The organism is Rania fehmarnensis (assembly GCF_056494185.1).
Window position 1 is genome coordinate 3,755,802 of the sequence record NZ_CM151398.1, and the last position, 25,153, is coordinate 3,780,954.

The 25,153-nt window shown below is 54.7% G+C and carries 20 protein-coding genes, 2 tRNA genes and 1 pseudogene; 15 read left to right on the top strand and 8 right to left on the bottom strand.

Annotated elements, in window-relative coordinates; genetic code table 11:
• Nucleotides 1-5: 5 nt before the first annotated feature.
• Both SH573x_RS12490 and SH573x_RS12495 read left to right on the top strand, forming a co-directional pair.
• Nucleotides 6-245, top strand: a complete 240-nt coding sequence (locus SH573x_RS12490; RefSeq protein WP_479355484.1) for a hypothetical protein — start codon at nucleotides 6-8, stop codon at nucleotides 243-245.
• A gap of 419 nt (nucleotides 246-664) precedes the next feature.
• The gene (locus tag SH573x_RS12495) at nucleotides 665-2,029 is read left to right on the top strand and encodes a hypothetical protein (protein ID WP_479355486.1); all 1,365 of its coding nucleotides are present in this window, start codon (nucleotides 665-667) and stop codon (nucleotides 2,027-2,029) included.
• Nucleotides 2,030-2,117: 88 nt separating this feature from the next.
• Here the strand turns inward: SH573x_RS12495 and SH573x_RS12500 are convergent.
• Nucleotides 2,118-2,480: pseudogene (locus tag SH573x_RS12500) on the bottom strand (four helix bundle protein).
• Between the two features lie 187 nt (nucleotides 2,481-2,667).
• Nucleotides 2,668-2,742: transfer RNA gene (locus SH573x_RS12505), tRNA-Pro, on the bottom strand.
• 286 nt (nucleotides 2,743-3,028) lie between these two features.
• Here SH573x_RS12505 and SH573x_RS12510 point away from each other — a divergent pair.
• The 5 genes from SH573x_RS12510 to SH573x_RS12530 all read left to right on the top strand — a co-directional run bounded on the left by SH573x_RS12510 (nucleotide 3,029) and on the right by SH573x_RS12530 (nucleotide 7,734).
• Complete coding sequence (locus SH573x_RS12510; protein ID WP_479355488.1) at nucleotides 3,029-4,078, top strand: DUF1559 domain-containing protein; 1,050 nt, start codon at nucleotides 3,029-3,031, stop codon at nucleotides 4,076-4,078.
• A complete protein-coding gene (locus tag SH573x_RS12515; protein WP_479355490.1) occupies nucleotides 4,050-4,526 on the top strand; it encodes a carboxypeptidase-like regulatory domain-containing protein in 477 nt (158 codons plus the stop codon). Before SH573x_RS12510 ends, SH573x_RS12515 begins: the two co-directional genes overlap by 29 nt.
• Before the next feature lie 309 nt (nucleotides 4,527-4,835).
• Nucleotides 4,836-5,711, top strand: coding sequence for a DUF1571 domain-containing protein (locus SH573x_RS12520; RefSeq protein WP_479355492.1), 876 nt, complete (start codon nucleotides 4,836-4,838; stop codon nucleotides 5,709-5,711).
• An 85-nt stretch (nucleotides 5,712-5,796) separates the two neighbouring features.
• Nucleotides 5,797-6,105, top strand: coding sequence for a polyhydroxyalkanoic acid system family protein (locus SH573x_RS12525; RefSeq protein ID WP_479355494.1), 309 nt, complete (start codon nucleotides 5,797-5,799; stop codon nucleotides 6,103-6,105).
• A gap of 513 nt (nucleotides 6,106-6,618) precedes the next feature.
• Nucleotides 6,619-7,734 carry an aldose epimerase family protein gene (locus tag SH573x_RS12530; RefSeq protein ID WP_479355495.1) on the top strand — a complete coding sequence of 372 codons (1,116 nt, stop codon included), beginning with the start codon at nucleotides 6,619-6,621 and terminating at the stop codon, nucleotides 7,732-7,734.
• Here SH573x_RS12530 and SH573x_RS12535 read toward each other — a convergent pair.
• Nucleotides 7,712-8,824 (bottom strand): GNAT family N-acetyltransferase, encoded by a 1,113-nt coding sequence (locus SH573x_RS12535; protein ID WP_479355497.1) that lies wholly within the window; start codon nucleotides 8,822-8,824, stop codon nucleotides 7,712-7,714. The two genes, SH573x_RS12530 and SH573x_RS12535, sit on opposite strands and share 23 nt — an antisense overlap.
• 648 nt (nucleotides 8,825-9,472) lie before the next feature.
• Nucleotides 9,473-9,955, bottom strand: coding sequence for a hypothetical protein (locus tag SH573x_RS12540; RefSeq protein ID WP_479355499.1), 483 nt, complete (start codon nucleotides 9,953-9,955; stop codon nucleotides 9,473-9,475).
• A gap of 489 nt (nucleotides 9,956-10,444) precedes the next feature.
• On the opposite strand from SH573x_RS12540, the gene SH573x_RS12545 reads away from it, so the two are divergent.
• From SH573x_RS12545 to SH573x_RS12555, 3 genes are all read left to right on the top strand, one after another.
• Nucleotides 10,445-11,002, top strand: coding sequence for a hypothetical protein (locus tag SH573x_RS12545; RefSeq protein ID WP_479355500.1), 558 nt, complete (start codon nucleotides 10,445-10,447; stop codon nucleotides 11,000-11,002).
• A gap of 201 nt (nucleotides 11,003-11,203) precedes the next feature.
• A tRNA-Lys gene (locus SH573x_RS12550) sits at nucleotides 11,204-11,276 on the top strand.
• A gap of 151 nt (nucleotides 11,277-11,427) precedes the next feature.
• Nucleotides 11,428-11,880: a hypothetical protein gene (locus tag SH573x_RS12555; RefSeq protein WP_479355502.1), complete on the top strand. Its 453-nt coding sequence runs from the start codon at nucleotides 11,428-11,430 to the stop codon at nucleotides 11,878-11,880.
• Between the two features lie 441 nt (nucleotides 11,881-12,321).
• Here the strand turns inward: SH573x_RS12555 and SH573x_RS12560 are convergent, their stop codons facing one another.
• On the bottom strand, nucleotides 12,322-13,272 hold the full coding sequence (locus SH573x_RS12560; RefSeq protein ID WP_479355504.1) for an inorganic phosphate transporter: 951 nt from the start codon (nucleotides 13,270-13,272) through the stop codon (nucleotides 12,322-12,324).
• A 2-nt stretch (nucleotides 13,273-13,274) separates the two neighbouring features.
• Nucleotides 13,275-14,213, bottom strand: a complete 939-nt coding sequence (locus tag SH573x_RS12565; protein WP_479355506.1) for a sulfurtransferase — start codon at nucleotides 14,211-14,213, stop codon at nucleotides 13,275-13,277.
• Between the two features lie 197 nt (nucleotides 14,214-14,410).
• Between SH573x_RS12565 and SH573x_RS12570 the strand changes: the two genes are divergently transcribed.
• Complete coding sequence (locus SH573x_RS12570) at nucleotides 14,411-16,048, top strand: serine hydrolase (RefSeq protein ID WP_479355507.1); 1,638 nt, start codon at nucleotides 14,411-14,413, stop codon at nucleotides 16,046-16,048.
• A gap of 193 nt (nucleotides 16,049-16,241) precedes the next feature.
• Here the strand turns inward: SH573x_RS12570 and SH573x_RS12575 are convergent, their stop codons facing one another.
• Complete coding sequence (locus tag SH573x_RS12575) at nucleotides 16,242-17,783, bottom strand: AAA family ATPase (protein ID WP_479355509.1); 1,542 nt, start codon at nucleotides 17,781-17,783, stop codon at nucleotides 16,242-16,244.
• Nucleotides 17,784-18,018: 235 nt separating this feature from the next.
• Here SH573x_RS12575 and SH573x_RS12580 point away from each other — a divergent pair, with 235 nt between their 5' ends.
• The 4 genes from SH573x_RS12580 to SH573x_RS12595 all read left to right on the top strand — a co-directional run bounded on the left by SH573x_RS12580 (nucleotide 18,019) and on the right by SH573x_RS12595 (nucleotide 23,851).
• Nucleotides 18,019-19,083 (top strand): alpha/beta hydrolase, encoded by a 1,065-nt coding sequence (locus SH573x_RS12580; protein WP_479355511.1) that lies wholly within the window; start codon nucleotides 18,019-18,021, stop codon nucleotides 19,081-19,083.
• Nucleotides 19,084-19,109: 26 nt separating this feature from the next.
• A complete protein-coding gene (locus SH573x_RS12585) occupies nucleotides 19,110-22,589 on the top strand; it encodes a WD40 repeat domain-containing serine/threonine protein kinase (RefSeq protein ID WP_479355513.1) in 3,480 nt (1,159 codons plus the stop codon).
• A 307-nt stretch (nucleotides 22,590-22,896) separates the two neighbouring features.
• Nucleotides 22,897-23,127, top strand: coding sequence for a helix-turn-helix transcriptional regulator (locus SH573x_RS12590; RefSeq protein WP_479355514.1), 231 nt, complete (start codon nucleotides 22,897-22,899; stop codon nucleotides 23,125-23,127).
• Nucleotides 23,111-23,851 (top strand): hypothetical protein, encoded by a 741-nt coding sequence (locus tag SH573x_RS12595; RefSeq protein ID WP_479355516.1) that lies wholly within the window; start codon nucleotides 23,111-23,113, stop codon nucleotides 23,849-23,851. Before SH573x_RS12590 ends, SH573x_RS12595 begins: the two co-directional genes overlap by 17 nt.
• Before the next feature lie 464 nt (nucleotides 23,852-24,315).
• Here the strand turns inward: SH573x_RS12595 and SH573x_RS12600 are convergent, their stop codons facing one another.
• Entirely contained in the window at nucleotides 24,316-25,152 is an 837-nt protein-coding gene (locus SH573x_RS12600; protein ID WP_479355517.1) for a class I SAM-dependent methyltransferase, read from the bottom strand.
• Nucleotide 25,153: the final 1 nt, after the last annotated feature.

Below are 25,153 nucleotides of genomic sequence, written 5' to 3' on the forward strand. Positions count from 1 at the left end.
TTCGAATGAAAATTGCCAAAGCGCCTTTACTCAGAGATGGCGAATCGATTGCTTGGTTCCCGCTGTTTTTGGCACCCAGCAATTCAGTTTGGAGTATAGCCGGTATGCAATCGAAGCCGCAACTAAGTTTTGGCGACTACCGATTTCATGCGGACATTTATGCAGACCTGTATGCTTGTTTCCGCTTGCCGAAACGATGCCCCGACTTTCAAAAGACAAAAGACAGCCTCACGCAAAGGCGCTAAGGCGCAAAGAAGTTAACACAAGCATCTTTGCGCCTTCGCGCCTTTGCGTGAGAAATGCGATCTAGTCCGCCCCCTATCTCGAAAACGCTGCAACCACGCCAGCGCTGACACTGACCGCAGACCCAATACCACGCTTCTAGGAACTTACGTTGCAACTGCGCGCCTAGGACCAGTTTTCATCGAGCCCTAACTGAGCAGGTGTTAAGCTTCTTAGTGCGCACTGGAAATTCATGAATGTCTGATGCACCCCCAACACATCAGTGGCCTGTCTTCGTTTCAAATACCCCATTGTATTTGCTACCGACTACCGTGATCTTAGCCCTATGGCAGCTGGGAGCCACAGTGGTCGGAGGGCTGATTGTCGAATTGCGCGGGCGTGGTGAGGCCAACCTTGCGGCTATTCAGCAGAGGACGTAGACATGGGATCATGCACGCCATCGAAGTGGACCATCGTCGCTGGTCTCCTCACCGCTTCGCTTGGCATTGGCATCGTCTGGGCGTCGGGTTTTGAGTTTCGCACAGTCATCCCGCCGGGAATCCTTTTACTACCGATGGTCGCGTGTGTAGTGGCCGTTGTGCGAAGGCATTGGCCACCTCTGGTCGCAGCTGTTATCGCGTTGTACATCGCTACCGGGATTCTCACGAACGACGGGCTAAGCGTTCTCGCCGGTCACCGTGGTTATGGAATCGCTGTCGGACGTTGGATTCAGCTGATTGGGTTGCTGATTGCACTGATCTTGGGAACGGTTTATGTGTGGCGGCAAATCGGAGCGTCGTTGCAAAAGCGAAGAATCCTTTCCATCACCGGAGTCTTGCTCGGTTCACCAATTTGTGCCGAATTCTTGCAGGCCTACATGTCGTTCGATGCGGTTTCGCTTCCGCTTTTACTGATTTTCTTCGCGCCACTTTACGGTGGGGCGGCGTTGCTCATTCGCGAAGCTGCAGTTCGGACGGGGCGAGGCTGGGTTGGTATTCTACTCTTGGCCGGGGCATTCGGCATTCTCATGCCCGGCGTTATCGATCTCGCAATGTGGGGCGAACAACGTAGCGACATTGCCTACTGGAGTGATTTGAGGCTCCCGACACTGATACCCGCTCTCGGATGGAGTGTATATCCTATGATGCTTTGGGTCCTCGGACACATTGTAATGAGCATCGGTACGCCGCTAGCGCTTCTGGATGGCTTGGCTCCTGAATTGCGCGGTCAACCGCTTCTTCGGTGGTGGAGTATTCTGCTGCTTGTCATGCTGTTCTGCGTTGTCGCGTGGCTCGTACATCTGGATGGGCGCGAGAGATATGGATTTATCCCTACTAACGCCCAATTGGCCTCCGTCACCGGAGTCGCAGCGGGGCTGGTGCTGATCGCCTTTAGTCCATTTGGCCGACCGCTTACACCGCGTTTCCGAAGCTGGACTCCGGGCTGGATGGAAACCTTTATTGTGGGGCTGCTCGGCCTCGTCGCTGGTGCGTTCGCATCGCCGAATTGGGCTGGAACTGCTTGGATGTGTGCAGTGATCTCGACGGTATCGGCTAGTGTGATATGGTTTGCCCGCTCTCCTACGTGGGGCTTACCTCAGACAACAGGTCTTGCCTGTGGAGCATTAACAGCTCAAACACTAATGGGCTTCCTGGCATCGAGTCCCGAAGGAATGGACCCATTTTTCAAGTACACACTCCATGCAGTCTTTCTCGTGGCGGTCCTGGGTGTATGTACTTGGGCCAGAATAACCAGCCAGAAGCCGACGCAGTCAACCCATGATTACATCGATGCGACAAGTGTGTAGCCAATGGGCGGTGTCACGGACGCCGAACAAAGACCATGGTCCGGACGCCAGTGTAAGTCCTTTGAGTAAACAGGTAAGTGCAGAAAAACTAGGCTTCTCGTTTTTCTAGACCGTTGATCAAGCCGGATAGCATGCGAGAGATTTCTTCGAGCTGAGACTTGAGCTCAGAGTGCTTAGCTTCGTCAATCAAACCTCTCCGTTTGGCCAGTTCGAGTTGTGGTATACATTCTTGGACCGAGCCGCGTGCGATGCCGAAGAAGTTTCTGCGGTCGGCTTTGGTAAAGCGACCGTTTCCTTAAGCGATGTTTGACGAGATTGAGAGCGCAGCGCGATTGAGTTGGTCAACGAGGAATCCGTAACCTCGTTGAAACTGTTCCGTGGAAATGCAGACCGCATCTGCAAAATCGACGGACTTTTGGTAGACGAGGAGCTTTTCGAAGGCAAAGGTCATGGACTACTCCAAAACGAGAGAGTAGTGAGTAGAAAGTAGACCGAGTAGATGGGAGAAAGTGGGCTTACGAACTGGATCGGTCGTTGGCTTATGAATTGCCAATTCTCCAATCTGGTCTTTTCTACTTTCTACTTTCTCCCATCTACTCTCTATTTGGTCTTTGGCCCCTACAGGGCCAAAGACCAAATCGGGGTGGCGGGATTCGAACCCACGGCCTCTACGTCCCGAACGTAGCGCTCTAGCCAGGCTGAGCTACACCCCGGTTTGTGCTTAACTTGAATTTAACGCGGCCGCGCGGCCAGTCAAGAATGGGCGCCCGGGAGTGTATTAAGGACCGGGGAAGAGTTGAGGGAAATCTGGTCTGGCTCTCTTCCCCAAGAGCCACGCTTCCAGAATAATGGGCTCGAGGTGCGGCTGTGGGTTTCTTGGCGGGCTAATGACCCAAGCGGCGGCCGTGATGAGCGATTATGCGTTCGAAGCAGAGGTGGGCTTGTTCGCTACAGTCGGATGTTACTCCGTCTTCTACTTCTTCTTCAAAAAACGTGTTCATGATTATGAAGTCCAAGTCTGGCTTTACCTTGGTCGAACTCTTGGTGGTCATCGCCATCATCGCGATTCTAATCGGGCTGCTCCTACCAGCTGTCCAAGCGGCTCGTGAAGCCGCGCGGCGAATGAGCTGTTCGAACAATCTCAAACAAATCGGCCTGGCCATCCATAACTATGAGCTGGCCAACCGCTATATCGGACCGGGCGGGACGTTTCATGGCGGCACTCATCTCAATGATGTGGGACCTGGTGGTCGCTATTCAGGTCTAGCCAACGATCGTCAATCTTTACTGTTCACCATCTTGCCGTACATCGAACACTCATCCGTCTACAACCAGTTCGATATGGCCTGGCCTATGGACGACTGCCGCTTTCCACCAGAGGTCAACCAAGGTATGCGCTTGCGAGGCTGGCGCACCACTACTTATGTATGCCCCAGCGACAACAATCAGATCATTGGATCCGGCGTGGGGCAAATTTCACCTGCCAACTATCATCCCAGTTTTGGGCCGACCGCGACCATCAGTAACAATCCGAGCTGTCCCTGCGCGCTGGTGCCGACCTTTGACACTTTTTCGTTAAGCGGTACCAGTGTCAATAATCCCGCTGGCCCCTACACGCGACGGGGTATGCCCAGCAACGTAAAAGGACCCGATGGAAATGCCAATGGGGCCGGCTATATCGGCAGACTGGCTGATATCACTGATGGGTTGTCCAATACGATCTTTGTAGGTGAAGTTCGAGCCGATTGCTCGGCGCACGTGAGACTGGGTTGGAGCCATTCGAACAAGATTGGCATCTTTACACAGGTACCCATCAACTTCGATAGCTGCGAACCCGATCAAGCAACAGCGATGGCCAAAGGCAAAGATGGCTGCGCTGCCCGTTGCACCTGGAACTCCGAAGCGGGCTTTAAAAGTCTGCATCCAGGCGGAGTGCAGGTGGTCCTGGGCGACGGCTCCGTTCACTTTCTGACTCAGTCTATCGATATGATAACGTATCAACGTTTAGGAGCCAAAGCGGATGGACAACCTCTCAGTAACTGGCCCTAAACGTCCCTCAGCCCTGACCACACTTGGGCTCATCATTCTGATTGCATTGAAGCTGGGTTGTGGAGCCGGTGATGGCAAAGTTTCGGTAGCGGGTATCGTCACGATCGAAGGCCAACCGCTGGCTCAAGCCACCATCGGTTTCGTCAGCGAAAATGGGGCTTCTCTGTCCAGCTCGGTCTCCGGCAACGATGGCAGATTCACCGCCCGCGTGACGCCGGGTAAGACCAAGATATCGGTTAGCAAACTGGACTTCGGAGCAGCCCGGGCAACCGCCAAATCGGATGAACAAATGGTTTCGCCGACCGACAGTGAACTTGCCAAACAAAAGGCGAAAGCCCAGCTAGTGGGTAGCGTGCCGCCGCGTTATTCCAATCCCAATACGTCGAACCTTACCGGTGATATAAAAGCGGGAATGAAGCCGCTAGAGATCAGCCTCACAAGCGAGTAAATCAGCCATCGGGCTACGCCAAAATGTCGCTTACGATTTTGGCGTCACAAACGCTCTGGCTAGAGTCACGCAATGTTGCTACCCTCGCTCGCGCCGGCAATTCCGCTACCAACGCGCTAGCAAGAGTGGTCGCTGGCATAAGTACAGTAAAAAGGATTGGGTATCGCGCCGGGTTTGGTCGATGCTACTAACTGTCGCAAGTACATGGGCGCCTGCTGTTAAGATGGATTCAGGAAGCATGTGCGTGAATCTGTGCTAGCGAACTTCAGCAGGACTAAATACTAGCGGCACCCAAGGAGGGGCCTTCCGATGACATTCAATCGCCGTCGCTTTGTTACAACTGCCGCCCTGACCAGTGGCGCCCTTCTCTTCGGCCGACAAGCTCTGGCTCAACAACCAGGCACGACCGAACCTGTCTTTCGCATATCCAAGAATGATGTGGGCCGCGTCGATCCCAGCCAGCCACATCCGCTGGATCCCGCTCTGCAAATCGCTCGCGATAGCTTGAAACACATTCGCGAGAACATCGTGGACTACACGGCGATCATGGTCAAGCGCGAGCGCATCGGCAACGATTTGGGCGAATACGAATACATGGCTGCCAAAGTGCGCAATCGCAAGATTGTCGACGGCCAAATCAAACAACCGTTCAGTGTTTACCTAGGCTTCCTGGCCCCCGCAGCTGTTAAAGGCCGCGAAGTCATCTACGTCGAAAATCGCAATAGCAATAATATTGTGGCTCATGAAGGCGGATTCCGCGGCAAGTTCCTGCCGACGATGGAACTGGATCCCAATGGAATGCTGGCTATGAAGGGCCAACGCTATCCAATCACCGATCTGGGCATCGAGAACCTGGTGCTGAAGCTGATCGAAAAGGGCGAACGCGATCGACATCAAGATGAATGTGATGTGCAATTCCGCCGCGGTGCCAAAGTGGGTGGTCGTCAGTGCACCATGTTGACGGTGACGCATCCCAATCCCCGCGCTTACTTCGACTTCCATGTCGCCGAAATTTTCATCGACGACGAGTTGCAAGTTCCTGTACGCTACGCCGCTTACAGCTGGCCTAAAGTGTCAGGTGGTGAACGAGAATTGCTGGAAGAGTACACCTACCAGAAGATCCAAATCAATGTCGGCTTGACCGACTTGGATTTCGATCGCGGTAATAAGAACTACAACTTCTAATGCCGGCCGCTACTGGCATACGAATTAATAGTTGAAGACATCGGTTTTGCAGACTCACCTGACCGCTTACATGGAGGTAACGGCAATGGTTGAAATTGAGACCAGCGTCTCTCACAAGTTGGGAGACCTCGCCGCGCTCAATCGGCTTCATCAAATGGTCGATTCGTTGCAAGACCGATATCGCGACCAGGTTCACTGCGTGGAAAGCAGCTGGAACGGCAACGAGCTGGACATCAGCTTCGCCGCTTACGGTTACCACATCAACTGGCATGCAACCGTGCTGACCGATCGCATAGCCTTGGTCGGCCGCATCCCCAGTTCGGCTCGCGCGTACCGCAGTAAAATCGAACAAGCGATTGTGGCTCGCGTCGAGCAAGTTTTTCAAGAACTCTAGGTTTTGCTCGCGGGAGTCGCCCCTCCCGAATCTCGCAGAGCCTCGATTCGACCTCCCCAAGGCGAAGCCTTGGAGAGGTGACTGTCACCTCCACCGCGAAGCGGGGGAGGTCGCAGACGAGGCGTTCAGCCGAAGTCTGTGGGAGGGGGCACGGCGCTAGGTAAGACTCCTGCGGTACTAACCACCTCCACTGTCCAGACCCCTCCCGAATCTCGCAGAGCCTCGATTCGACCTCCCCAAGGCGAAGACTTGGAGAGGTGACTGTCACCTCCACCGCGCAGCGGGGGAGGTCGCAGACGAGGCGTTCAGCCGAAGTCTGCGGGAGGGGGCACGGTGCTAGGTAAGACTCCTACAATACTAACCACCTCCACTGCCCAGACCCCTCCCGAATCTCGTTACGGCTCGATTCGACCTCCCCAAGGCGAAGCCTTGGAGAGGTGACGCACGCTCGGTGGTGGTAGAATGTGGCTCCAACTTCTACCCTGTTTTTGATTACCCCATGGAGCTTTCAGCATGCGATTGTTTTCTTTGCTTTGGTCAGTGATTGGTCTGATGCTGTTCAGCCAAGCGGCTGGTGCACAGACCTTTGAAGACTTTGACTCGATTCAATTGGCCACTCTCAAGAATTCGCAAGGGATGGTGGTCAAGGTGACCAACTTTGGGGCCACGGTGACGTCTATCGTGGTTCCGGACCGGCAAGGGAAAATGGCGGACGTGGCCCTGGGTTACAACCGGGTGGAAGACTATATCAACGCGGTAAACAAGCCGTACTTTGGTGCGATCGTGGGTCGCTACGGAAATCGCATCGCCAAGGGTAAGTTCAGCATTGGTAACGAGTCTTACACGCTAGCTACGAACAACGGCGAAAACCACTTGCATGGCGGTATCATCGGCTTTGACAAAGTCGTTTGGAACATGAAGCCGCAGGCGAGCAACGATGGTCAGTCGGTAGTGCTGACGTACCTATCCAAAGATATGGAAGAAGGATATCCAGGTAACTTGAATGTCACCGTCACCTATTCGCTTAATAACAAGAACGAACTAAAGGTCGACTATCTGGCCACAACAGACAAAGCGACGGTCGTCAACCTGACTCAGCACACCTACTTCAATCTTAAAGGAGAAGGTGAAGGTACGATCCTGGATCATGAGCTGATGCTGAACGCGGAAAGCTATACGCCGGTGGACGCGGGCTCGATTCCTACCGGTGAGATTGCGCCCGTCAAAGGCACACCATTTGACTTCACGACTGCCAAAACGATCGGTCGCGATATTGATCAAGACAACGAGCAATTAAAGTTTGGCGCGGGCTTTGACCATAACTTTGTGATCAAGCGCGGGGCGGGTGACAAGTCGTTGCAGTTAGCGGCGCGGGTGGTGGAACCCAAGTCGGGCCGCGTAATGGAGATCACGACAACCGAGCCGGGCATTCAGTTCTACTGTGGCAACTTCTTAGACGGACGGCTCAAGGGCAAGGCTGGCAAGTCGTACGTGCAGCGAGGCGGATTCTGCTTGGAGACACAACACTATCCCGATAGCCCAAATCAATCGAGCTTTCCGACAACGCTGCTGGAACCGGGTAAGCAGTACGTAAGCTCGACGGTCTTTAAGTTTTCGGTCCAGAAGTAAAGAGCGTTTTGACTTCGCGACAAGTTGCCCACAGGGTATGTCGCAGTTCGGGCAAGCGAGCTTTGGCCACGACGCGCAACCGACCGCAGGGCGTCGGCTGGGCTCGCAAGTCGGCTTTGTATTTTTCGTCGCCGCGCAGGTAATCGAAAGCAGACAAGCCTTGTTCGATGTGGTGCCGCAGCGAGACCGCTTGCAGGATTCGTCCCACCTTGTGAGCGTCTTCGGCGGGATCGCGTCCGCATTGATATCCAAAGCCGATATTGTCGCGAACCAGCCATGCGTTGGCAGCTAACCCACGGCCATCGCGTTCCAGCAAGGCAATGTCCGCCGAGCCATCGATGATCATGTCCCGCATCGCATGACAGAAGAACTGTTTGAAGTTGCTAGTGGAAAAGCAACCAGGCTCGCCGGCCGTTTGCCAACGCAATTGATGCAAGCGAATTAGTTCATCAATAAAGTAATCGATGTTGCCCGCATGCTGCGATGCCAGCTGAAAATGATAACTGCCCTTTTCGAAGCGATTAATGAAGTTGCGCAGCTGGGCGCGTTGTGTGCTAGAAAAATTATCTTTGACACTATCCCAGCCGCGACTCAAGTCGATGCGCCAGGTATTGAGCGTTTGTTTCCAGTGGGTCACGTGATCGCGGGCAGCCATCTCTTGGTGAAATGCGTTCATCCAAGCGTCTGCTTCGCAACAACCTTCCAGTTCCAGTTGATCCCACTTTTGTTGTCCGCCAACGAGCCACTCGATCAAGCTTGAGCGGACTTCGGTAGCAAATTCTGGATGATACAAGACTGTTTGAAAGTCGCTGCATATCGAACCATCGGCCAGAAATCTCAAGGTCGTACCGGAGGCGAAGCCGTCCTGGCGATACCAAGGGGCCAAACCCACGAGTTGGTTGGCTTGATTGCGAAACGTTAGAACGTTGAGTTGATCAGTTGGCTTGCGAAACGCTTGCCAGGCGTTTAGCATCCACAAGGGTGTCTGCATAGGCGAAGGGCAGCGAAGTCGATCCCACTGACACAAGATGGAGTTGAGCGATTCAGCATGGGTGAGTAGATCGACAGTCAGCATCATGAGTCGCGACATTGTTCAGGAAGGCTGGCGGTGCACAGAAATGGGCGGCGCGCACCGCGACATGATGATGTAGCTTGTAGCTATTCAAGACGCTCGCTTGCAGCTTGGCGAATTGCCTGTGATGCGCTTGCTTGGGTTAGCACAATTGTTACAACCCTCAGAGTCCCTCCCCGTAGCCGAAGTCGCCAGACTTTGGAGGCGTTACGTTGGAATCATCCAATCTCTGGTGAGATCAGCTACGAAGAAGTCCCGTAGCCGAAGTCGCCAGACTTTGGATGCGTGACGTTGGAATCATCCAATCTCTGGCGAGATCAGCTACGAAGAAGTTCCCGTAGCCGAAGTCGCCAGACTTTGGAGGCGTTACGTGGAGATCATCCAATCTCTGGCGAGATCGGCTACGAAGAAGTTCCCGTAGCCGAAGTCGCCAGACTTTGGATGCGTTACGTGGAGATCATCCAATCTCTGGCGAGATCGGCTACGAAGAAGTTCCCGTAGCCGAAGTCGCCAGGCTTTGGAGGCGTGACGTGGAGATCATCCAATCTCTGGCGAGATCGGCTACGAAGAAGTTCCCGTAGCCGAAGTCGCCAGACTTTGGAGGCGTGACGTTGGAATCATCCAATCTCTGGCGAGATCAGCTACGAAGAGATCGGCTACGAAGAGTTACTCGATGTGGTCCATGACGTTTTCGAGGCTACCGGCGGGTAGATCGGGGACGCGGTTGGGCTCGGAGAGCACTTGAAAGGAGCGATAGATCGTCAGTGGTCGTTCGCCCTCAAGGCATTCTAGGAGATACAGGAATGGGTAGATGATCAAGCTTTGCTGGGGTGAGGCGACGCCGATGACGAAGGTTGAATGATCGAACTTGACTTTGACCCAGGCCCAGGACAGAGCGTTGACTAGTTGCGTTCCCCAGAGGCACCCGAGCACAAAAGCTTGCTCCTCCAATTCATCGTCGGGCTCGCCTGGCAATTGGTTCTCGAGGACGTTGGCTACATAAATGTCCACTGCGGCGACGCACTGACCTGGTGAGGGTCGCTTGTCGCTCAGTCCGAGCCACTGAAGGGCTTCGAAGGCGGCCTCGCTTATATCCCCGAGCATTTCCGGGTCCGAAATAATTTCAAATGTCTTAGTCGAATCATCCAATCTGACGGTTTCCTGAATACAAGCATCAAGCCGGTGGGACTTGACTAAGTGGGGGTTTGTACGCGGTTGGGAGGGTGGTTAAGTACGGGCGTTGGAGTATGAAAGCCATAGCAGCGGGATCCAAGTTTAGCGTGTTTGTGCACGCGAGGACGAAAGACGGAATAGATTGCCAAACCGAAAGAGATTTTTTTAAAAAAAGGCAAAAAACCGTGATTCACTTATAGCAATTCGGTCCTAGGTGATAGAGAATTCTCCCAGCGCGACAGCCGATGAGGGGCCATGTCGGCAACGGTGTGGTTTCGGCCTGAGCGCACTTGGGTCACCAATCATTTGTGATCGCTTTACTCGGGCGTAAGTGGTTATCGGTGGTTGGTGGCCTCTTTTCTTTTTGGGTTCACCTTTCCTAATTCTGGTATAAGATGGATGGGTAGGTCTTTAGGAAACGATTGAGGACTTAGTTTCTGCCCGCACGAATTCGTCTGGGACACGATGGCACAGAGAATTGGACTTCTATTGTTGATGGCGCTGGTGGTAGGTTGCGGTCCGCGACCGGTGCCACGCATGCCCGTTGGCACGCACGGCCCAAAGGGGTCGCTGGTTACACCCGAACCTGAGCACCAGCGATTATTGGCACTCAAGCAGCGAACGCCGGCTGAACAAGCTCAGCTAATGATCTACGAAGCCTATCAAGCTCGGGGCAATAAACGTAAAGGCACCGATCGTGCTCAATGCGAATTTTCGCCAGGAGTGGTGTATCCGGTGCAAGCCCAATGGCACTTCGATCCACGCTGTACGTCCTTGACGGTCAACATTAAATGGGACCCACGTATTAAAGCTGACCGCGATATTCATGTGGCTATTTCACGCGTTTTGAACAACGGCTTTTTCCGCAACCTGGATAGTTTCTTCTTCGTGCATGCGGCTTTGCATCTCGAGACGGCCAAGCAGACGCTCAAGCCCGTTAACTCCAACGCGATTTTCTATTGCAGTTCCAAGCGTGTATCGCCCACGGAACTGTTGATCAGCGCCAGCGCCGTTGAGCAATAGCGACAGGGGGTGCCTAGGGTGCCTGGCCCCAGTTTGTCTGTGCCCCAGTTTTCAGCCCAGCTCTGCTCGCGTTTTTCCAGGGCATTTCATTACTAGTTGTGAATGGCCAATCTTTCTTGCGGTACAGAACCCGGAGGGAATCGGCGAACAGGGGTTCACCGAAATCCGATCCAAGTTATATTTAGGCACAACTCAGGTGACGAGGGCGTAGCTCAGTCGGTAGAGCAACGGACTTTTAATCCGTTGGTCGTGGGTTCGAGTCCCACCGCCCTCACTTCTGACGTGTCAGGCATAGTTACCTGTGGTGGCATCGCCTGGCAATCTCGTCTACCATTCGGCTGGCTGAACTCGGATGTGGTGGCGTACTCTTATTCGCACCCCCGGTGGATTCAGTGTCCATGGACCTGTCGAAGGGGGAGTCTGTCATGCGATGGACGTTGCGGCAAATGGTGTTGGGCACGTTGGTGGTCGCGCTGGTCATTCCCTATGTGCGCGCTGTTTGGCCAGATCAAGATCCGCCTCTAAAGCACTTTGCTATCTCCGACGGTGAGTTTCGCCAGTGGCTAATCGATGAGGACCCTTCAATCGAACTCGAGCCAAGCGGGTACGTTGGCATCGTTGGCCCGCATCACTTGCTTGGTCGACTTCGCATAAAGTCCTCCGAACTGACATCCCAGGAGATGTTGGAATCGATCCGAACGAAGGTCCGAGCGAAGATTCAAGACGAGTCCTGGAAAATTTCCAACGATGTAGCACTGGAAGAGTCGGCGTTATTCGAGTTTACAGACGGACATAGCAAACGCTATCTCTACCTGAGCGTTGAAGGCGGGGAAGCGCGAGCCATTCGGCTGATTAGTATTCGGGATCCGTCGTATTAGGCTTCGCTCGGACCCCTCCCGAATCTCGCTTGGGCTCGATTCGACCTCCCCAAGGCGAAGCCTTGGAGAGGTGACTGTCACCTCCACCGCGCAGCGGGGGAGGTCGCCGACGCGGCGCCAGCCGTCGTCGGCGGGAGGGGGCACAGCGCTAGGCAAGACTTCTGCGGTACTAACCACCTTAACTGCCCAGACCCCTCCCGAATCTCGCAGAGCCTCGATTCGACCTCTCCAAGGCGAAGCCTTGGAGAGGTGACTCGCTAGGATGCACAAGAGGAGATGACGCTGGTATCGTATTTGAAACGGCCGACGAGTTGTTGGAGTTGATTAGCCATGCGCGAAAGTTCGTTGGCGGCATGCTGGGTATCGCTGGCAGATGATCTGCCGCTTTGAGCACAAAGAAAATACAGAGGCCAAGCGTCTCCAGGTATGCTCAACGAGAGCTTAGATTATTGCCCAGTAGCAAATGCCGGCCAACAGCGCGGCGCAGGGTACTGTGCATAGCCATGCCAGTACTATCTCGCGAGCTTTCTTCCAATGAGCCTGGCGAGTAGCGACGCCGATTCCCAAGAGTGAACCTACGCTGACATGAGTGGTGCTGACCGGCAAGCTATGCAGGCTGGCGGTGGTTACTAAACCTGCGGTGACCAGGCTGGCAATGAAGCCTTCGCCGGCGTTCATAGCGGTGATCTTTTTGCCGAGCGTCTCGGCAACATTGCGCGCATCAATCAAGCCTCCGATGGCGATCATAATCGCCACTATCAAAAAGCCGTATGCAATATTGATGCTCTCCATCACGAGCACCAGGGCCACCATCTTAGGTGAATCATTCAACCCCCGCGCAAAGCTGGCAGCGCCGGCGCTAAGGAAGTGACAAACGTCGAGCCGCCTGGAACGCTCCGTTGGCAGTCGCCTCAAGCGTTTGAGCATTGTTGTGGCCAGTGCACCAAGCGTCAGGGCGACTAGCGGGCTTAATACAAGAGGATATACAACACTCGTGCCCAGCGCCGAAAAGTTCACGCGTGTGCCGCTGCCCATCCAGCCCGCGCCCACCAGCGCTCCCAATAGCGCATGAGTGGTCGAGACTGGAAAGCCTAAACGTGTAGCTAAGAAACTCGTGATCGCTGCGCCAAGCGCCACTGCGCAGCAAAACTGGGGTGATTGAACCAGTTCATCCGGCACGATGCCGCGGCCGCTGAACTTCTTCAGCATACCATCGGAGAGGTACAAGGCCGCCAGCGAACCGACGAAGGTCAAGGCCGTGCCCCACAGGAGCGCGGTTCTCAGCGAAGTTGTTCCGCTGCCATAGAGCGAAGCCACGCCTTTGAAGTTGGCGTTGGCTCCATTGGTAAACGCCACGAACAGAACCGAAATCAGCAACAAACCGGCCAGCACTATTATGTACCTTGGCCGAGTTTGTTTTCCTGGGTCTCAGCCGGATGCTGCTTCAACGAAGCGTACTCTTTCCAAGAACCCTCGTACAACCGCACTTTCCGATAGCCAGCTACATGTCGCAAATAGAATCGTAGTAAACTGCCTTCGCGCGATGTGCCACAGTAAACAACGATCTCTTTGTCAGGCGTGATCCCAGATGCTTCTAATTCCGCCTGGTTGCGATCCAAGGCTAAGAATTGATGAGTGTTATCAGCATCCATCAGTCGTGCCCAATGGAAACTAACGGCTCCTGGGATGTGTCCTTTGCGCATCCAGATGTCATCTTGACCGAGGTATTCATTGCGGGGTCGCGCGTCGACCAGCACGACTCCTGGTTGCGACTTCTTGTTTAGAATCTCACTCAAGTCGATGCCGATCTCGTTGCGTTTGGCGCTGGACAGTTGTCCGATCGGATTACCGAAGTATTCTTGCGTGACGGGCAGCTTGGCCGCTTGCCAGCCGGCCAGTCCTCCGTCGACGATGCGAATATCATCGATGCCAAACTTCTCGAGCACATAAGCCACCATACTGGCGCTCAAGATTTCATCATTCGGCAGCTTGTCACCGGTGGCATAGATCAAATGTGTGCGACCATGCGTGACACCGGCGCGCTTCAGTAGGGCTGCGGTCAGTTCATCAGGTAGATATTGCACGGGCACACCTTGGTCCGTGCCGCGAAGCGTATCGAAGTTGATATGGTGGGCGCGAGGCAGGTGCGCGCGAAAGTAGTCCTTGTATCCACCGCGCGTGTCAAGCACGATCGGCTTGGCCGATTCCGGCGAGCTCTCGATTAGCTTTTGAGCCTCCGCAGGGGAAATCAGTCCAATCTCTGCATGCAGTATTGAAGGTAGCGTAAGCCACCAGCAAACCGCCAGACAGCTACAAATCATGCGCTTCAACATCGTATTTTCCCTGGATTTGGCACCCTAACGCCAGTACATTCAAATGAACGTAAGAATATGTTTGGCCCATGTCAAGTAGGACAAAAGTCCGGCCGCCCCGTGAAAACGGTCGGTTAGTGTTTGATATTTCATTTCTGAAATCTAAAATCGAACTCAAGTCTGCTTTACCTGCATCTGCGATTCACACCGAGGTTTCCGTGATTTTCAATCCAACTGCTTACCGCTGGTTACCGCGCCTGGGTCTGACTTTGGGGCTGCTGGTCTACGCGTTTTCTGTATCTACCGCTGAGCGCCTCATCGCTCAAGATCTCGTCAGTCAGGCGCTAGCCACCACTAGCGAAACGCTCGACAGTAGCCACACGGTCATCAATGGGCTCGATCAGGAAATCGCTAAGGCGATCAGCGATTGGCAGGTGCCCGGTGTGTCGGTTGCGGTCGTCAAAGACGACAAGGTGCTATTGAGCAAAGGCTACGGCGTACGCCGCCTTGGCAGCCCAGAGAAAGTCGATGCCGATACGTTGTTCGCGATCGCTTCGAACTCGAAAGCCTTCACTGCCGCTGCGCTGGCGATACTGGTCGATGAAGGCAAGCTGAAGTGGGATGATCGAGTGTCCGATCACTTGCCGTGGTTTCGATTGAAAGATCCGATTGCCTCGGCCGATATTCGCGTGCGCGACCTCTTGTGTCACCGCAGTGGTCTAGGCACGTTCAGCGGTGATTTGTTGTGGTGGGGTACCAGCTACTCACCTAAAGAAATTCTGCAGCGGGCGGTTCACTTGGAGCCCGCCGCGGCCTTTCGCACCGATTTCGGTTACTCCAACTTGATGTTCCTGGCTGCAGGCGAAGTGATTGAAGCTGTTAGTGGACAGAGTTGGTCGCAATTTATCCAGTCGCGAATCTTTGCACCGCTCGAAATGCATCGCTCGGTAACCAGCGTCCGTGATTTGGTAACTGTCGATAATTACGCCACGCCCCACAAGACACTCAAGGACTCCTCCAAGCCGATACCGTGGATGAACTGGGACAGCATGGCAGCGGCCGGCGGCATCATCTCGAGCGCCGACGATATGTCCAATTGGCTGCGCTTGCAACTACGAGCCGGTGAGTTGGCCGGCGACAAGCGACTGTTCAGCGCGGCGGCCAGCCATGAGATGTGGCAAGCTCATACAGTGCTCAAGTCGCCCATGAAACCATCCAGCCGTTTTCCTTCAACACACTTCCGCGCCTATGGCCTGGGGTGGTCGTTATCGGATTATAAAGGTGTCAAGATGGTCGCTCACAGCGGCGGGTACGATGGCATGTATTCGCAAGTCATCCTGATTCCCGAACAGAAACTGGGCGTGGTCGTACTGACTAACAGCATGACTGGCCTATCGAACATGCTGGGTTACCGGGCCATCGATCTAATGTTGGGCGGCGAGCAAAAGGATTGGAGTCAAGAAAACCTGGAGCAATTCAAGAAGTCTCGCGAGGAATTTGACAATCGCATCACCACCGCGATCACCAAGGTGGCCGAAGGCACCGCCCCGAGTCATCCATTGACTGCGTACGCAGGCACATTCCGTTGTCACTTGTATGGTGACGCGACCGTGGAAGTGACCAGTGACAACAAACTTGTCTTCAAACTCCTGCCCTACCCTGCCCTGGTCGCAGATCTGGAGCATCTGCATTACGACACCTTCGTCATTCGCTGGCGGCAAGAGTTTGCCTGGTTCGCTGGCGGCACAGCTCACTTCGTAGCCAACGCCAAAGGCGAGTTTACCAAGATCGAGTTGGATGTGCCCAACGATGACCTGTGGTTCTACGAGTTGAATCTGCAACGCGTAACTCCGTAGCGGCATGCGTCACCTCTCCATGCGCAGCATGGGGAGGTCGAATCGAGGCTTTGCGAGATTCGGGAGGGGCGAGTCCTGAACGAAAATCAGTTAACGCAAGAGCCAAATGTAGCGCCGAGCCCCCTCCCGCAGACGACGGCTGAACGCCGCGTCTGCGACCTCCCCCGCCGCGCGGGGGAGGTGACAGTTACCTCTATGTGCGTTCGAGATCAGCTTTCCCGTCAAATAGTTCAGGATGGATGTTAAACCATCGCGGGCGTTGCGAGTTGGCTTCGAGTGCGCGTTGGGCGGAGCGAGCGTATTGCTGGCGAGCACTGTGAATGTTGCTGGCTGCGCGCAGTAAATAGTCTTCAAATTGAGCCACCGCGCGACCTCGCGAAATATCGGCAGCCATCAGTAGTTTGCCATCCTGGACCAGACGTTTGAGATCGGCGCCTGAGAATCCATCGGTCGCAGCGGTGATTTCGCTCCAGCGATCGGCCTGCGAAATCGCTACCTGGCTACCCATCAGGTTTTGCAGCAACTCGCGTCGATCCTTGGCATCGGGCAACTTCATTTCGAGCCACAGCTCAATGCGTCCGGATCGCACTAATGCGGGCGGGATATTACCCAAGTCCATCGCGGTCATCATGACGCAGACGCTACTGGCGCTCTTGCTTTCCAGGCCATCGAGCATTGTCAAGAGATAGCGATACAAACCATGTTCTTTACCGCTTTCGAAGATTACGTCGCTATCATCGATAAAGACAATCGATGGCGCATTGGCCATAGCCATGGCAAAGATGTGATTGACTTGTTGATAGAACGACTCCGTTCCCGAGATAATCGTGCCATCGATCAGGAAGAATTTGCCACGGAGTCGTCGGGCCAGTGCGCGGCCGATCGTGGTCTTGCCAGTGCCCGGAGGTCCGGCCAGCATGACACCGCGTTTCGGCGTCAAACCGAGTTGCTGAGACAGCTGCACATTCTCGAGCGGCATGATGATGTTGTCTTCGAGCGCTGTGATGACTTCGTCGACGCCGAGCAAATCTTTCAGTTCGACCTGCTGAACTTCGCTGACTTCGACGTTGCTGCCCATACCTTGGTTCTGAATAAACTCCAGCAAGGTCTCAGTATTAATGCTCGATTGAGCGTTGAAGTAATCGCAAATGCGTCCGATGCGGGTTGCGTCCAAATACGGTGCAAACCTGTAAACAGCCGTAAAGTCGATTTCTGATACATCGTGATTCAGAAAGAAGGCATACAGCTGTCGATAGTCGTCTTCATTGTAGTACTGGATCGATGTATCCCACTCGACATTATGCCAAGTGTATGAACCACCTCCCGTCGTGGCGACGACCAACTGGGCACCTCGCTGTTTGACCAGTAACAGCAGCCCTTTGAATATCGTGTCGTGGTATGAACCACGTGGACCACTATTGCAACCTGTGGCATACTCAAAGAACAGTTCGAAGTCATCGATGATCACCAGCCGGTGTTTTTGTATTGTACGAGCCACCAGGTTGTACAGCGCGTCTTGCAGCGACAGCGGATGCAGGGGCTGAACCTCCTTGATGAACGCAGCCACATCCAACCAGTGGCCGCCTGTCTGCCGCTGAAACTCACGCAGCACAGTTGTTCGGCCCAAACCATTGGATGCACACAGGTTAAGGACTGGCGCTCTCTGTTGCCAAGCGAGTAAGAAATCCAAACATGATTGTTGTGTCGAGCAGAGTTTGATGGGCTGAGTTTTCATAGGCTGCTGGTGGATTGTGAGATTGTCTCCTTTTGCTCCGCAAAAGGATGCTGCCTTTCGCGGAGCGAAAGGAGACAATTGTCTCTGATGGTTGACACAGTTTGCTAAAGAAAGTTCACAAATTGTGGCTTACATTCTGAAATTCCCGGGTACTGCGTCTGGTTTGCAGCGCGCATGGAATCTAGATTGAGAACATCCCACCGACAACTTGACCAATCCTCGGAGAAACAAAAGCATGCACGTTTGTATAGATAAGCGACGAATGATCGGTTGCCTAAGCCTGCTGGCACTAGTGACGTTCGCTGGTTCAATCACGCTTGCCCAAGATGCGTCGGTGAAAGATCAAGGCCAGGCCAATGGCAATGGAGATTACATAGTTGGTCCCGATTACCAGACCGATCCGGACTTGACCGATCGCGGGAACGCCAAGGGTAAGAGTTTTGAGTTTTCGATGCCGTTGGCAGACAGCCAGATCTTTCGTGGTGACGACAGCACATTGGATAAACGCAAGGATGTGCGATCGGAGCGTAAGATCTACGTCTATGTGCCAGCCGCATATAAGGATGGGGACAAAGCGCCGCTGCTGGTCATTCACGATGGCCCTGGTCAACTGCCGTTGGTGCGCAATGCTCTGGATAACCTGACGATATCCACCGATCCGCAACGTCGCTTGCCGGCGTTTATTGTGGTTGCGGTTCAGAATGGCGGTAACGATGGTAAAGGCAGCCAGCGCGGTTTGGAATATGACACCATGTCGGATCGATTGGCCAGATTCATCAATGATGAAGTCTTGCCCGCGGTGCTCAATAATGCTGAGATCAAGGCTGCTTATCCAAATATCGCTTTAACGGATGACCCCTGGGGGCGAGGCGTGATGGGCTGCAGCTCCGGTGGCGCTGCGGCTCTTTCGATGGGTTGGTTCCGCCCAGACTTGTTCCGGCGCTTGATCACCTACTCGGGGACCTTTGTCGATCAGCAAGATGATGATGCTCCCGAAGAGGCCAAGTATCCGCTGGGTGCTTGGGAATATCATTCGGGTCTAAAGTTGATCGAGAACAGTGAAAAGAAGCCACTGCGCATCTTTACGCATGTGGCCGAATTCGATAATCGGGCCAACGATCCAGAAGAGACGTATCATAATTGGGTCATGGCCAACGTGCGAACGGCCGCCGCGTTAAAAGCCAAAGGCTATGATTACCGCTACGTATTCAGTCGCAAATCCAAGCATTGTGATGGTAGAGTGTTCCAACTGACCCTGGCCGACACCTTGGTGTGGATGTGGCAAGACTACGGCAAATGAGCACTCGATGAAAGCTGAAGTTCGATATGAGTGAGAAGCGCATCTTGCCGGGCCAATGGCAAGAGGAGACTCCTCGGACATCGGAGGAGACCAAGCGTAGCGCGACTGAGCCGAGCGATGCGGACCCGTCCTTAGCAACGGTTGCGCGCCAGCTGAATCTGCAACAACCTTTGCCCGTGCTGGAAAATTCACAGCCACGGCAAACTGACTCATCGCCCACTAGCGATCAAGCCGACGCGGTGCCGAAGATCGACGGCTATCAAGTACTGCATGAGATAGCTCGCGGTGGCATGGGGATCGTATACAAAGCGCGGCAATTGAGTCTCAATCGAATCGTGGCTCTCAAGACCTCGCTGGCCACTCACAAATCCAGTCCGGATGAAATACAACGTTTTCGAGTCGAGGCAGAAGCTGCAGGTCGACTGGATCATCCTTGCATCGTGCCTATTCACGAAGTGGGGCAGCACGATGGTCGGCTGTACTTCACCATGGGATTTGTTGAGGGACGCAGCCTGCGCGAGCTGTTGAGCGATGGACCGTTGCCGCCCAAGCAAGCGGCGCAGATCATGCAGGCCGCAGCCAGCGCCGTGCACTATGCACATACGCAAGGCATCGTGCATCGCGATATCAAGCCCGCCAACATCATGATCGATGCCCATGGGCAAGCGCGTATCACCGACTTCGGCCTGGCCAAGGTGGTTACGCACGATAGCCATCTAACCACCTCCGGACAAATTCTCGGTACGCCCGGTTTCATGCCCCCTGAGCAAGCGACTAGCAAGTCAGACGAAGTTGGACCGCGGTCGGATGTTTATTCACTAGGTGCCACCTTGTATTGTTTGTTGACCGGCAGACCGCCCTTTCAAGCAGCCAGCCTGGTAGACACCTTGCTGCAAGTGACAACGCAAGCCCCGATATCTCCGCGCACGCTCGACCTAACATTACCGCGGGATCTGGATACTGTCTGCTTGAAGTGTTTAGAGAAACATCCCGCGCGGCGATATGCGACCGCTGCGGAATTGGCTGACGACCTATCGAGATTCTTAGCCCATGAACCAGTCAAGGCGCGACCACTGGGTTCAATTACGCGCGCTGCTCGGTGGTGCCAGCGCAATATTGCAGCGACTTGCCTGATGGTCGCTGTCGCCCTACTGCTATGTGTACTACCGCTGGGCCTGTGGTATCGAAGCCAATACTCTGCGGCCCAGGATCGAGCGACCGCCGCCGAGGAACTGGCCCGGTTGAGCGAGTACTACAATCACCTGAGCCGAGCGAAAGAGGCCGCTGCGAGTCCACATGCGGGCTCGACCGTCGCGGCCAAGAACTCGTTGGCCAAAGCGATCGAGTTGATGCCAGCGACTCAAGTGAGTGACGAATTGCGATCATTGCAAATCGATCTGGCTAGCCGTACGGACTTGCATCGCATTCATTCGCTAAAGGTCCCCATTCGTGCCGGCGTCATGAAACATTCGCCGGACGGACGGCGACTGGCCGTTGGTCAATTCAAAGACTCGGCAGGCTTTGCGGTTATCGTCTATTCGACCAGCGGCGACTATCAGCGGCTGGCGACCTATCAACTTTCAAATCTTGGCACATCGCTGAGTCGCTTGTTAGCTGGCCAAGAAAAGTTTCAGGACGGAGCGCGGGCTCTGGCATGGAGTCCCGATGGTCGCTGGCTGGCCGTCGGTACACGCTTCGGCAGAATCGCCGTGTGGGATACATCAGACGCTCAAGCCAAGGCGATTACGTGGGATGGTCATCGCGAGGAGATCGACGAGTTGGCCTTCTCTAGCGATGGCCGCAAACTGTTTTCGTTTGCTGAAGACTCTGGCCAATGGGACGCCACCGATCAATGGAAAGAGCTCACGCGTAACAATGATCGATTCCAATCGTTTGCACTGTCCGCTGATATGCAATTGATCGTCGCGCACCGTGCAGACCAAGGGCGGTGCTCGGTGCTATCTGCCAATGATTACACAGAAGTGCATACCTGGCCGAGGGATATCAAGCCATCGATCTATGCGGTCAGCCCCGATAAGCGGCTGGTATTGGGCATGGAAGACTGGCGAATCACCTTGCGATTCTTGGAAGATGGCCAGCTCTACAATTCATGGCAACCGGCCGAAGAGAATGAAGACATCCGCATGCATGAGCTGAGGTTCTCGGCCGATGGTAACACGATCATCGGCCGTGATACCGATCGGCGCTTGCGATTCTGGGACACAGCCACAGGCAAAGCACTATTTCCTTCGCTAGGTTCCGCTCAAGAAAATTTTCAGTTGAGCATCAGCCGCGATGGCACTTCGCTGGCGTATGGTGACTTTGATAACCAAAATTTGATTCACTTTTTTCGACTGCAGAATTCGTCGATTCGCCAAACGATTCCGCAAGCCGGCTGGGTTCGGGCTGTGGATTTTGCGCCAGATAATCGCCAGCTGGCAATCGTGTCGACGCTCGATGGACAAAAGCAGCTCAATCAACACACGGACTTGAGTCTGTGGAGGGTCGATACCATGCAGGAGCAGCATGTCATTCGGGCTCGACATCCGCAACATCAAACGTTGCAGCCTCCGTTCTCAGTTGCCTGGCACCCGCTCGGTGATCGCTTGGCATGGTTCGCTGGCTCATGTGGGCTCGCCGTCGGGGCAATGGACCAACTGGAACGCGTCAAGTTTCTTCCTCGTCCAAACTACGAAGAGGCACTTGATTTGTCAGTGGTGCAGCCCACCAGTCAATCGAACCGTAGGACTTTTACGATAAGTGAACAGGATGTGCAGGCCAGCGAGCCACAGTTAGGCATGAACAATCGCGCCCTCAACCCCATCTGGTCTCCAGATGGTCAAAGACTATATGCGTTAGCTGATGATGTAAAACGTGTGGTGGCCTGGGATGCGCGCACGCTGCAACGTACGGGTTGTTGGACCAACCAATGGAGCCAATATGCATCGGGCCTGGCCAATCTAAGTAGCTTGGCGGTTGATCAAGAGAATGTTCTCTGCGGTGGTGAAAACGGAATGCTGATCCAACTAACGCATAGCGCTGAACGTTTAGAGGCCAGCGGAGCACGACAAGGACCTGGTGGGAGTCTTAATGGACTGGCGTTTCTGCAGGCCCTGGAGCCGCCAAACCATCCGAGTAGCAGAGAAGACGCAAGGTGGTTGATGATCGGAGCGCAATCAGGTCGAGTCGAAGTGCGCAGTTGGCCCGCCGATGTATTGATTACTGAATTGCCGGATCAATTCGGTTCGATAGGCGCCGTCACTGCGCTGCCTTCGGAGTCTGTGTTGGCCACGGGCGGAGACGACGGCATGATTCGCTTGTACAAGTACAAATCAGCTGGCAATGTCGATGCCTGGCTGACACTCGACAGTCGCTGTGGCCCCATCTTGCAAATGAAGTTCTCCAAGGACGGACGCTACCTGGCAGTGGTTGGCAGGCACGTTAAGTATGTCGTGCTCTGGAACATGCACGCGATCGCAGCCGATCTGGCCAAAGGTCTCCCGTAGCCGATCTCGCCAGAGATTGGACGTCTCTCGTAGCCGATCTCGCCAGAGATTGGATGGATCCAACGTTGCGCATCCAAAGTCTGGCGACTTCGGCTACGGGATTTCGGTAGCCGATCTCGCCAGAGATTGGATGGATCCAACGTTGCGCATCCAAAGTCTGGCGACTTCGGCTACGGGATTTCGGTAGCCGATCTCGCCAGAGATTGGATGATCTCGACGTTGCGCATCCAAAGTCTGGCGACTTCGGCTACGGGAGAAAATGTAAAGGCAACTTGACATTTAGTTTGCTTGGCTTTACAATTTGTCCATGGAAACCAAGCTGACCAACACGGTTCGACAGGTTCGCCGGGCGGCGGAGATGACGCAGGAGGAGTTGGCCGAGCGGGTGGGTGTGACCCGGCAAACGATTCTGGCGATTGAGAAGGGCAATTACACGCCTTCGGTGGCTTTGGCGATTCTGATCGCGCAGCAGTTGCGCAGGCCGGTGGAAGAGCTGTTCCAAATACAACGTGAGGGTGCCGATGAATCAAGCTGCTAAGTTCTGGGCTACGACGCGACCATCGATATCCATGGTCGCCGGCATCCTGGTTATTGCGGGACTGTTCTTAACGACTCACAGTTGGTGGTGGCTGCTGCTAACGATGGTGGGTAGTGTCGGACCGGGTTTGCTGCGCGAGCTCGGTTGGCTGAATGATCGTGACGAGTTTCAACTGCAAGCGATTCACCGAGCGGGTTATCATGCGTACCTGGTAGCGGTGGGAGTTGGACTATTTTTGATAGCCTGGTTGCGGGCGACAGCGGCTGAGCGAGATATGCTGCAAGACATTGGCGGCGCGCAAAATCTTGCCATGTTTATAGTGGCCTTGGCTTGGTTTACATGGCTCTTCAGTTGGCTTGTATCTTTTTGGGGGGCGCGGCGAGCTGCCTCGCGCGTGCTCGTTTGTTTTGGCTGTGTCTGGTTGGTGTTCACTGTGTTGTCCAATACCGGTAATGAGTGGACCGGATGGGCATCGCTGGCGCTGCATGTGTTGTTGGCGGTGCCGTTTTTCGTCTTGAGTTACTTGGCACTGCGCGTTCCCAAATTAGCAGGTGCTGTCTTGATTGTGTCCGCCGCGCTCTTTGCGTGGATGTTCGGCGCAGTGAGTTTGGACACGGCGTCGTTTTTGCGTCAAGGACCAGTGCTCGTGCTATTTATCGGTCCGTTACTAGCCAGCGGCTTGGCACTCCTGGCTCACCAAGGCAACTCAGACGAAGGCGAATAAGAAACAGTTAGCGCAGGAGTCTTGCCTGGTGCGGTGCCCCCTCCCGCAGACGAAGGCTGAACGCCTCGTCCGCGACCTCCCCCGCTGCGCGGGAGAGGTGACAGTCACCTCTCCAAGGCTTCGCCTTGGGGAGGTCGAATCGAGGCTTTGCGAGATTCGGGAGGGGTCTTGGCAGTGAAGGTTGTTAGTACCACAGGAGGCTTGCCTGGAGCGGTGCCCCCTCCCGCAGACGAAGGCTGAACGCCTCGTCCGCGACCTCCCCCGCTGCGCGGGAGAGGTGACAGTCACCTCTCCAAGGCTTCGCCTTGGGGAGGTCGAATCGAGGCTTTGCGAGATTCGGGAGGGGTCTTGGCAGTGGAGTTGGTTAGTACCGCAGGAGTCTTGCCTGGTGCGGTGCCCCCTCCCGCAGACGAAGGCTGAACGCCTCGTCTGCGACCTCCCCCGCTGCGCGGGGGAGGTGACAGTCAACCTCTCTCCGCAATCGCAAAATAACCGCCCGCGCGGAAGTATTCGGTGAAGGACCTTGTTGCGATCAGAGTGCTGCCGGTGATGTTGACGGGCAAGATCTGAAAGTGATCGAAGCCAGCTGTTCGCAGGTCTTGCTCGAGTTCGCGTCGACTGTAAATGTGCAGGAACATTTGCGGCAAGCCTCGATACACATAGACGCGATCGCCCAGTTCCCAGTCCTTATTGAGCCAGCTTTTGGCCCAGGTAGAGAGCAACCAACCTGGGCCCTGCGGATCGAACCAGCTGTGGCCGCGATTGTGGACATGTAGTAGAAAAGTGCCACCAGGTTTCAGAGTCCGCCGAACATGCTTCAAGAAACTCAGGCGATGGTCGCGACCACGAATCATGCCCAGGCTACTAAAGAGACAGACTGATAGATCGATGGTCTGATCGCGGAGCCAATCGAGTTCGACCAGGTTGCTATGCACCTGGCTCGCGTTAAGAGATGTATTCGGGTTGGGCGCCAGTCCCGCGGTGGCTGCCTGTAGCATGTGCAGACTCAAGTCAACATTCAGCGTGCGCAGGCCGCGCGTCTGCACATGTCGAGCTATGCGGGCTGTACCACAGCCAAAGTCGGCCAGAATGCACGACTGCGGTTCACGGCCGACCAGGATCCTGTCCAGCTGGTCATCGACCAGCTGAACATCAAGTTGCATCAGAGGATGCTGGCCATGATAGGCGTCGTATTCGGTTGCAATCGTCGGTTCAGCCACATAGTCCCAGGTCCCAGAGCTCACCCCGCGAGGTAGCTGCCACGCGCGACGAGCTGAATTTGATTTGGACTTGGGTGGCATG

What these genes read in the sequence shown, in the direction of transcription:
- SH573x_RS12595 (WP_479355516.1), top strand. Translation starts at nt 23,111, where the DNA reads ATGAATCAAGCTGCTAAGTTCTGGGCTACGACGCGACCATCGATATCC.
- SH573x_RS12520 (WP_479355492.1), top strand. Translation starts at nt 4,836, where the DNA reads ATGACATTCAATCGCCGTCGCTTTGTTACAACTGCCGCCCTGACCAGT.
- SH573x_RS12535 (WP_479355497.1), bottom strand. Translation starts at nt 8,824, where the DNA reads ATGTCGCGACTCATGATGCTGACTGTCGATCTACTCACCCATGCTGAA.
- SH573x_RS12565 (WP_479355506.1), bottom strand. Translation starts at nt 14,213, where the DNA reads ATGTTGAAGCGCATGATTTGTAGCTGTCTGGCGGTTTGCTGGTGGCTT.
- SH573x_RS12600 (WP_479355517.1), bottom strand. Translation starts at nt 25,152, where the DNA reads ATGCCACCCAAGTCCAAATCAAATTCAGCTCGTCGCGCGTGGCAGCTA.
- SH573x_RS12490 (WP_479355484.1), top strand. Translation starts at nt 6, where the DNA reads ATGAAAATTGCCAAAGCGCCTTTACTCAGAGATGGCGAATCGATTGCT.
- SH573x_RS12530 (WP_479355495.1), top strand. Translation starts at nt 6,619, where the DNA reads ATGCGATTGTTTTCTTTGCTTTGGTCAGTGATTGGTCTGATGCTGTTC.
- SH573x_RS12590 (WP_479355514.1), top strand. Translation starts at nt 22,897, where the DNA reads ATGGAAACCAAGCTGACCAACACGGTTCGACAGGTTCGCCGGGCGGCG.
- SH573x_RS12585 (WP_479355513.1), top strand. Translation starts at nt 19,110, where the DNA reads ATGAGTGAGAAGCGCATCTTGCCGGGCCAATGGCAAGAGGAGACTCCT.
- SH573x_RS12495 (WP_479355486.1), top strand. Translation starts at nt 665, where the DNA reads ATGGGATCATGCACGCCATCGAAGTGGACCATCGTCGCTGGTCTCCTC.
- SH573x_RS12515 (WP_479355490.1), top strand. Translation starts at nt 4,050, where the DNA reads ATGGACAACCTCTCAGTAACTGGCCCTAAACGTCCCTCAGCCCTGACC.
- SH573x_RS12525 (WP_479355494.1), top strand. Translation starts at nt 5,797, where the DNA reads ATGGTTGAAATTGAGACCAGCGTCTCTCACAAGTTGGGAGACCTCGCC.
- SH573x_RS12575 (WP_479355509.1), bottom strand. Translation starts at nt 17,783, where the DNA reads ATGAAAACTCAGCCCATCAAACTCTGCTCGACACAACAATCATGTTTG.
- SH573x_RS12510 (WP_479355488.1), top strand. Translation starts at nt 3,029, where the DNA reads ATGATTATGAAGTCCAAGTCTGGCTTTACCTTGGTCGAACTCTTGGTG.
- SH573x_RS12555 (WP_479355502.1), top strand. Translation starts at nt 11,428, where the DNA reads ATGCGATGGACGTTGCGGCAAATGGTGTTGGGCACGTTGGTGGTCGCG.
- SH573x_RS12545 (WP_479355500.1), top strand. Translation starts at nt 10,445, where the DNA reads ATGGCACAGAGAATTGGACTTCTATTGTTGATGGCGCTGGTGGTAGGT.
- SH573x_RS12580 (WP_479355511.1), top strand. Translation starts at nt 18,019, where the DNA reads ATGCACGTTTGTATAGATAAGCGACGAATGATCGGTTGCCTAAGCCTG.